The sequence below is a fragment of the Clostridia bacterium genome (genome assembly GCA_019683875.1).
Classification (GTDB): Bacteria; Bacillota; Sulfobacillia; order RBS10-35; family Bu92; genus Bu92.
On record JADGHN010000080.1, the window covers coordinates 1 to 7843 of the forward strand.

At 70.7% G+C, this 7843-nt stretch carries 7 protein-coding genes; all 7 read left to right on the forward strand.

Annotated features, from left to right (window positions below; genetic code table 11):
* Window positions 1-1184 (forward strand): hypothetical protein (locus IRZ18_07145; protein ID MBX5476876.1); only part of this gene is annotated, 1184 nt, incomplete at its 5' end.
* 96 nt (window positions 1185-1280) lie between these two features.
* Window positions 1281-2255, forward strand: a complete 975-nt coding sequence (locus IRZ18_07150) for an MBL fold metallo-hydrolase (protein MBX5476877.1) — start codon at window positions 1281-1283, stop codon at window positions 2253-2255.
* A complete protein-coding gene (locus IRZ18_07155; GenBank protein MBX5476878.1) occupies window positions 2252-3670 on the forward strand; it encodes a hypothetical protein in 1419 nt (472 codons plus the stop codon). Before IRZ18_07150 ends, IRZ18_07155 begins: the two co-directional genes overlap by 4 nt.
* Window positions 3671-3993: 323 nt before the next feature.
* Window positions 3994-4884: a cytochrome c oxidase subunit II gene (coxB, locus tag IRZ18_07160; protein MBX5476879.1), complete on the forward strand. Its 891-nt coding sequence runs from the start codon at window positions 3994-3996 to the stop codon at window positions 4882-4884.
* Window positions 4885-4905: 21 nt separating this feature from the next.
* Window positions 4906-6774 carry a cytochrome c oxidase subunit I gene (ctaD, locus tag IRZ18_07165; GenBank protein MBX5476880.1) on the forward strand — a complete coding sequence of 623 codons (1869 nt, stop codon included), beginning with the start codon at window positions 4906-4908 and terminating at the stop codon, window positions 6772-6774.
* Window positions 6725-7435: a cytochrome c oxidase subunit 3 gene (locus IRZ18_07170; protein ID MBX5476881.1), complete on the forward strand. Its 711-nt coding sequence runs from the start codon at window positions 6725-6727 to the stop codon at window positions 7433-7435. Before ctaD ends, IRZ18_07170 begins: the two co-directional genes overlap by 50 nt.
* Window positions 7435-7746, forward strand: coding sequence for a cytochrome C oxidase subunit IV family protein (locus IRZ18_07175; GenBank protein MBX5476882.1), 312 nt, complete (start codon window positions 7435-7437; stop codon window positions 7744-7746). Before IRZ18_07170 ends, IRZ18_07175 begins: the two co-directional genes overlap by 1 nt.
* Window positions 7747-7843 lie beyond the last annotated feature (97 nt).

The window sequence follows — 7843 nt, forward strand, 5'->3', positions numbered from 1 at the left end:
CGGGCGGCGCGCAGGCGGATGGCGGAAGCGGGGCCGCCGGCGGCGAGGGCGGCCCGCCCGCAGGTCGCAGGGGCGGCGGGCCCGGCGCCACCTGCGCGGACGCGCGCTTCGAGGACTTCGCCCGCCGCGTGTTCGAGTACCAGTACGCGCACAACCCGCACTACCGGCGGTTCTGCGACCGTCGCGGCGCCGGCCCGCGCGGCGGCAGCGCGCGCCGCGTGCCGGCCGGCTGGCTGGACATCCCCGCCGTGCCGGCCGTCGCGTTGAAGGACGCCGCCATCGCCACGTTCGACGTGCGTCTTGCTCGCGCCGTGTTCGAGACCAGCGGCACGACGCAGAACCGGCCGGGCCGCCACCACATCCTCGACCCGTCGCTGTACGAGGCGGCGCTTGCGGCTCACTTCCGCCACTACGTGCTGCCCGACCTCCCAACGGGGGAGCGCATGCCGGTCCTGGTCCTCTTCCCGGACCTGCCGCGCTCCTCCCTGGCGCACATGATGCGCACCGTGGTGGCCCGCTTCGGAACGGACGAAAGCCGCTTCTTCCTGGACGGCGCCGTCCGCGAGGGCGCCCTGGACGTGGACGGGCTGGCCGCCGCCCTGCGCCGCGCGGAGGCCGCGGGCCGGCCGGTGCTCCTCGCGGGCGCGGTGCTGGGGTTCGTCTTCGCCTGCGAGGCGCTCGCCGCGCGCGGCCTGCGCTTCCGCCTGCCGGCGGGCAGCCGCGTGATGGACACGGGCGGGTTCAAGGGCCGGCGGCGGGAGATCGCGCGCGACGCGCTGCTCCGCATGTACGCGGACACGTTCGGGGTGCCGCCGGACCACGTCGTCAACGAGTACGGCATGACGGAGCTGGCGAGCCAGTTCTACGACGCCCGCCTGCGCCGCGCGCGGCTGGGCGGCGCGGGCGCCGCGGACGAGGACGGCCGCCTCCGCGCGCCGCCCTGGATGCGCGCGGTGGCCGTCGACCCCGGCACGCTGCGGCCCCTGCCGCCCGGGGAGCGCGGGCTGCTGCGCGTCTGCGACCTCGCCAACCTGCACACGGTGCCGTTCCTGCAGTTGGAGGACGTCGGCCGGGTGGACGCGCAGGGCCGCGTCACCCTGGAGGGCCGCGCCCAGGGCGCCGAATTGCGCGGCTGTTCCCTGGCGGTGGAGGACCTGCTGGCCGCCGGGCGGCCGCAGGCGTGAAGGGGGCGGAAGCGCCGTTCGAAGCGCCCGTGCAGGACCGGTGTCGCTGAAGGACGGCGTTTCCAGCCGAAGGACGACGCTCAAGGAGGCATCCAATTGACTGCCGTGCCGGAGTGCCTTCTCGACCTCAGCGACCGCGACATCGAGTGGATCGACCTCTTCGACGGAGGCGAGCCGCACCGCACCAGCGCGTACCTCGTGAAGGCGCCGCGGCCCGCGATCATTGAAACCGGCGGGTCCCGCGCGCGCCCGCGGATCCTCGCCGCGCTGGAGGCGGCCGGGATCGCGAAGGAGGACGTCGCGTACGTCCTCGTCACCCACGTGCACCTCGACCACGCCGGGGGTGCCGGCGCGCTGGCGCGGGACTTGCCGAACGCGCGCATCGTCGTCCACCCGCGGGGTGCGCCCCACCTGGTCGACCCGACCCGCCTCGTCGAGGGCACGAAGCAGGTGCACGGGCCCGCCGCGGAGGAGCTGTTCGGGCCGGTCGCGCCCGTTCCGGCCGAGCGCCTGTACGTCCCGTCGGACGGCGAAGTCATCGACCTCGGCGGCGGCCACGCCATCGAGTGCATCGACACGCCCGGGCACGCCCTGCACCACTTCGCCTTCTATGACCGGGGAGCGCGCGTGCTGTGGCCCGGGGACGTGATGGGCATCCGCTACGTGCCGCTGTCCACCGCCGCGCGGCCCTACGTGCTGCCGTCCACCGCGCCGAACCAGTTCGACCCGGACGCGATGGCCGCGTCCGCGCGGCGCCTGGCGGAACTTCCGATCGACGCCGTCGCCTTCTCGCATTTCGGGGCCGCGCGGCTCGACCCGCGCGCCCTGGCGGAGCGCGTGGCGGAACAGGCGCGCCGCTACGTCGAAGTCGCGCGGGGCGCCGTCGACCCCATGGACGACGCGTCCGTGCGGGAGGCGCTGCTTGCGCACGTCCGGGAGGATCTCGCCCGGCGCGGCCTGGCCGCGGACCCCGTCGCGGAGGCGCAGTTGCGCTTCGACGCGAGGATCAACGCGAAGGGCATCGTGGCGTACTTCCAGTGGCTGCGGAAGAAGGCGCAGGCACAGGGATGAGCGGCCGCGGCGCGCTTCCCTGGCCGCAACCCGTCGATGCCGCCTCGTGGCCGGAGCTGGCCGGGCACCTGCACGCCGCCCACGAGCGCCTGCGGCGGCGGCCGCTCGCCGACCTTCTCGACGTCATGGACGCGGTGGCGCGTCTTGCGGCGGACGGCCACCCGCTGCGCCGGGACGCGGAGGCGGAGCTGCCGCGCCACTCAGGCCTGTCGCTGCCCATGGCGCGCCTCGCGGTCGACGCCGCGTTCGCGGGGCTGCGCCGGGCGGCGCTGGAGGCTCGCCTGCGGGCGGAGTTTCCCGACCTGCGGGCGCTCGACGGGGAGGCCGGCGGCGGCGCGCCCGGGGGTCCCTCCCTCCGCAACGCGCACCGTGACGCACCGCCCGGCGTCCGCGCCGTCGCGCTCGGACCCCGGCTCAGCCTCGTCGTCGCGGCGGGCAACGTGCCCGTCGCCACGCTGCCGACGATCGTCGACCTCCTTCTTTTGCGGTCGGCCGTCGCCTGCCGCACCTCCGCGGCCGAACCCGTCGTGCCATCGCTCTTTCTTGGGCTTCTGCGGGAAGTGGACCCGGAGGTGGCCGGCGCGCTCGCGCTCGTCCGCTGGCCGCGGGAGGACGAGGCCACGTGGCGCCGCGCGTTCGCGGACGCCGACGCGGTGGCGATCTACGGCGGCGAGGCGGCCGTCGCCGCCCTGCGCCCGCTCGTCTCGGAGGGCAAGCGGCTGGCCGTGTACGGCCCCCGCCTGAGCGCCGCGCACGTCGCCGCCGCCGCGCTCGCCGACGGCCGCGCTGCCGCGCGCGCCGCCCGCGCGCTCGCGCGTGACGTCGCCCTGTACGACCAGCACGGCTGCCTCTCGCCGCAGATGGCCTTCGTGGAGCGCGGCGGCGCGGTCGGGCCGCGCGCCTTCGCGGCGGCGCTCGCCCGCGCCCTGGCCCGCGTGGAGCGCGTGCTGCCGCGCGGCCCGCTCCCGGAGGGCGCGGCGGCGGCCGTGCTGGCGGCGCGGGCGCGGGCGGAGTTCTCGGGCGGCGCCGAGCTCTGGCTGCCCGAGGACGGCGGCTTGGCCTGGACCGTGACCCTTGAGCCGTGGCCGCCGCAACCGGAGTCGCGACCGGGCGCCGCCGGCGCCCCGGCGCCCGCGCTCTCCCCCGGCTTCCGCACCATCGCGCTGTACGAAGTCGACAGCCTCAGCGACACGCTCGCGGCCCTGCGCCCGTACGCCCCGCGCCTCTCCACGCTGGCGCTCGCGCCGGACCCGCCAGCCTGGCCCGCCCTCCCCTTGCGCGAGCTGGCCGAGCTCGGCGTGAGCCGCGTCACCGCGCTCGGCCGCATGCAAGCGCCGCCTCCCGTGTGGCCGCACGACGGGCGTCCAAATTTTGGGCCGTTCGTCGAATGGTTAATCCTTGAAGATCCAAGGTAAAATCCCTAAAAGGGTCTGAAGGTGCGCGGTTTGTCGCGGTCCTCCAGGACTGCTATAATTGCCCAGGCGAAAAGGTCGCCACGCCGCGCCTTTTCCGGCGTCGGCAGCCACGCGTAACGTTCCCAACTTGTTCGAATGGTGGTGCCGGCTTGCGTTCTTCCAAGCGGTTCTTCCTTCGGTTATGGGCTCCCGTGCTGACGGTCGCCGCCCTCGCGCTCGCGGGTTGCGCCGGTCAACGCGTCGACTACTCCCAGTCGGCGCTCTCCCCGGCCGGTCCCGTCGCGCGGCTGCAGCTGCAGCTCATCGAGAAGAGCCTGTACGTCATGACCTTTGTCTTTCTTGTCGTCATGCTCATGCTGGCCTATGTCCTCATCCGGTATCGGGCCCGCCGCGGCGAGGACGGCGAGGGCTCGCAGGTTCACGGCAACGCCTATCTGGAGCTCACGTGGACGATCATCCCGATCCTGCTCCTCGCGTACCTCGCCGTGCCCACGGTGCGGGCCGTGTTCCACCTGAACGACATCCCGGACGACGGCCCCGTCATGCATGTCGACGTGATCGGCCATCAGTTCTGGTGGGAGTTCCGCTACACCGACCCGGATCTCGGCATCGTGACGGCGAACGAGCTGCACGTCCCCGTCGGCACCACCGTCGCATTCCGCGTCACCAGCGGCGACGTGATCCACTCCTTCTGGGCGCCGCGCCTGGGGGGCAAGGTCGACGCCATCCCGGGTCGGGAGAATCGCCTCTGGCTCCGCGCCGACCAGCCGGGCGTCTACACCGGCGCCTGCGCCCAGCTGTGCGGTGACAGCCACGCGTATATGGACTTCTCCGTCATTGCCGAGCCCAAGGACAAGTTCGACGCGTGGGTCGCGGAGATGAAGAAGCCGTTCACGGCGCCCACGGACGCGGAGGCCCAGGCGGGGATGCAGGTCTTCGCGCAGAGCTGCCAGAGCTGCCACGCCATCGCCGGCACGGACTTCAAGGGCGTCATCGGCCCGAACCTCACCGGCCTCATGCTGCGCCAGACCATCGCCGCGCTCACGCTGGAGAACAACCACGACAACCTCATCCGCTGGGTGTCGGACGCGTCGGCCGTCAAGCCCGGCGTGAAGATGCCCACCGCGTTGAAGTCGACGGGCAAGCCCAACAACCTCGGGCTGAGCGAGGACCAGGTGAAGGCCGTCGTGGCCTTCCTGGAGACGTTGAAATAGCGTCGGGGAAGAGGGACTGACATGGCTGCCGTGACCGAACGACTCTCAAGTTCCAGGAGCGCCGCGCACGCCGGCGCCCCCGCGCGGACGGGGCTGTGGAGCTGGATCACGACCGTCGACCACAAACGGATCGGGATCCTCTACCTCATCGCCTCGGCGTTCTTCTTCACCCTGGGCGGGATCGAGGCGTTCCTCATGCGGGTGCAGCTCATGAAGCCGGGCCTGCACCTTTTCGTGGGCAACACGTTCAACGAGCTCTTGACCATGCACGGCACGACGATGATCTTCTTCGCCGTCATGCCGCTGTTCACGGCGTTCGTCAACGCGGTCGTGCCGCTGCAGATCGGCGCCCGGGACGTGGCCTTCCCGTTCCTGAACGCGCTGAGCTTCTGGCTCTTCTTCCTCGGCGGGATCCTCTTCAACTCCAGCTGGATCATCGGCGGCGCGCCGAACAACGGCTGGTTCAACTACGCGCCGAACAGCGAGCCCACGTACACCCCCGGGACCGGCATCGACTTCTACGACATCGGCCTGCAGATCGCCGGCCTCGGCACGTTCATCTCCGGCATCAACTTCATCGTGACGATCATCAACATGCGCGCCCCGGGGATGACGCTGCGGCGCATGCCGCTCTTCACCTGGGCCACGCTGGTGATGTCCATCGTCATCCTCTTCGCGTTCCCGGCGATCACGGTCGACCTCTTCCTCAACGCGTTCGACCGGCTGCTCGGGATGAACTTCTTCAACGTCAACGCCGGCGGCAACGTCATCCTGTGGCAGCACCTCTTCTGGATCTTCGGCCATCCGGAGGTCTACATCCTGGCGCTTCCGGCCTTCGGCATCATCTCGGAAGTGGTGTCGACCTTCTCGCGGAAGACGCTGTTCGGGTACGACAGCATGGTGCTGGCGCTGCTCGCCATCGGCTTCCTGTCCTTCATGGTCTGGAGCCACCACATGTTCGCCGTCGGCATGGGCCCGGTCGTCAACTCGATCTTCGCGCTCTCCACGATGACGATCGCCGTGCCCACCGGCATCAAGATCTTCAACTGGATCATGACGATGTGGGGCGGCCGCATCCGTACGACGACCGCCATGATGTACGCGATCGGCTTCATCCCGATCTTCGTCATCGGCGGCATGTCCGGCGTGATGGTGGCCATGGCGCCGGCCGACTACCAATACAACATGTCGTACTTCGTCGTCGCCCACTTCCACTACGTCATGATCGGCGGCTCGCTCTTTGCGCTGCTCGCCGCGCTGTACTACTGGTTCCCGAAGATGTTCGGCCGGATGCTGGACGAGGGCCTCGGCAAGCTCGGGTTCTGGCTGGTCTTCATCGGGTTCAACGTCACGTTCTTCCCGATGCACCTGCTGGGCCTGCTCGGCATGCCGCGACGCATCTTCACCTATAAGCCGGGCCTGGGCCTGGAGACGTGGAACTTCGTCAGCACCATCGGCGTGTTCATCCTGACGCTCGGCTTCCTCACCGTGCTGATCAACGTCATCCGCGCGCTGATGAAGCCGGCCGACGCCCCGGCAGACCCGTGGGACGCCCGCACGCTGGAGTGGTCCATCCCCTCGCCCGCGCCGGAGTACAACTTCGCCCAGCTGCCTGAAGTGCGCGCGCGGGACGCCTGGTGGTTCGAGAAGCGCAACGGCAACAAGAAGATGCCGGCGGCGACGCCGCTGGAGCCGATCCACATGCCGTCGCCGACCCCGATTCCCTTCTACCTCAGCGTCGGGGTCACGATCATCGGGTACGGCGCGATCCTCAGCCAGAAGTGGCTCCTTCTGCTCGGCCTGGCCCTGACGGCCGTGATGCTGTACCGCGGCATGTTCCATGTGGACCCGGGCTACCACGTCACGCCACGCGAAGGGGAGGCCGCGTAAGTTGGCGCAAGTTCACGCGCATGCCCACGCTCACGCCCATGACCACGGCGGCGGTTCGCCCGCCGCGGTGCCCGGACGCCTGACGCCGGGCACCACGCAGGAGAACCGCATCTTCGGATTCTGGACGTTCCTCGGCGGCGAAGCCGTGCTCTTCGCCTCGCTGATCGGCACGTTCCTGGCCCTGTGGGGCCAGTTCAACGGCGGCCCGAAGCCGGACGAGCTCTTCAACCTGACGCTCGTCGGCATCGCCACCGTCACGCTCCTGACGAGCAGCATGACGGGCGCGTTCGCCACGCACCACGCGCAGCAGGGCAACCTGCGCGGCGTGCAGGCCTGGCTGGCGGTGACCATTGTCCTCGGCGAGATCTTCCTCGGCATCCAGGGCTGGGAGTTCTGGTCCTACATCGTGAACGAGGGGTTCGCGCCCTCCACCAGCGCGTTCGCCAGCGCCTTCTTCACGCTGGTCGGCTTCCACGGCCTGCACGTGACGTTCGGCGTGTTCTGGCTGGCGGCCTGGCTCATCAACTCGTTCCTCAAGGACGACGTCACGCAGGAGGACGCGTCGCGGCTCTTCGTGGCCGGCCTCTACTGGCACTTCGTCGACGTCGTGTGGGTCGTCATCTTCACGGTCGTCTACCTCACGGAAAGGCTGGTGTTCTAGTGGGGAAGGGCAACGCGCAGGAAGCGCACGGCGGTCCGCAGCACGCGTCGCCTGCGTCGTACGTCGGCTGGACGGTCGTCATGGTCGGCCTCAGCCTCATCGCCTTCTTCGCCGTGGGCATGGGCTGGCTGCCGTCCAAGATCCTGATCCCGTTGCTCCTGGCGATGGCGGCGGTGCAAGTCGCGGCGCAGCTCTGGCTCTTCATGCACCTCAACATCAGCCGGCGCTGGTACCTGCTCATGTTCGCCGTGGGCATCGGCTTCGGACTCATCTTCGCCTACACCGTGTGGTACCTCACCTGGTGGCAGTGACGAGAAACGCCACTCACGCTCGGATCTGAAACGTGGAACCGGGGCCCCCGGGGCCCCCCCGCGGCGGGGGGGGTTGGGGCGCCCCCCCCCCCCCCCC

Excerpts from the sequence above, each read along its gene's own strand:
- IRZ18_07170 (MBX5476881.1), top strand. The coding sequence starts at position 6,725 with ATGTGGACCCGGGCTACCACGTCACGCCACGCGAAGGGGAGGCCGCGT.
- IRZ18_07155 (MBX5476878.1), top strand. The coding sequence starts at position 2,252 with ATGAGCGGCCGCGGCGCGCTTCCCTGGCCGCAACCCGTCGATGCCGCC.
- coxB (MBX5476879.1), top strand. The coding sequence starts at position 3,994 with ATGACCTTTGTCTTTCTTGTCGTCATGCTCATGCTGGCCTATGTCCTC.
- ctaD (MBX5476880.1), top strand. The coding sequence starts at position 4,906 with ATGGCTGCCGTGACCGAACGACTCTCAAGTTCCAGGAGCGCCGCGCAC.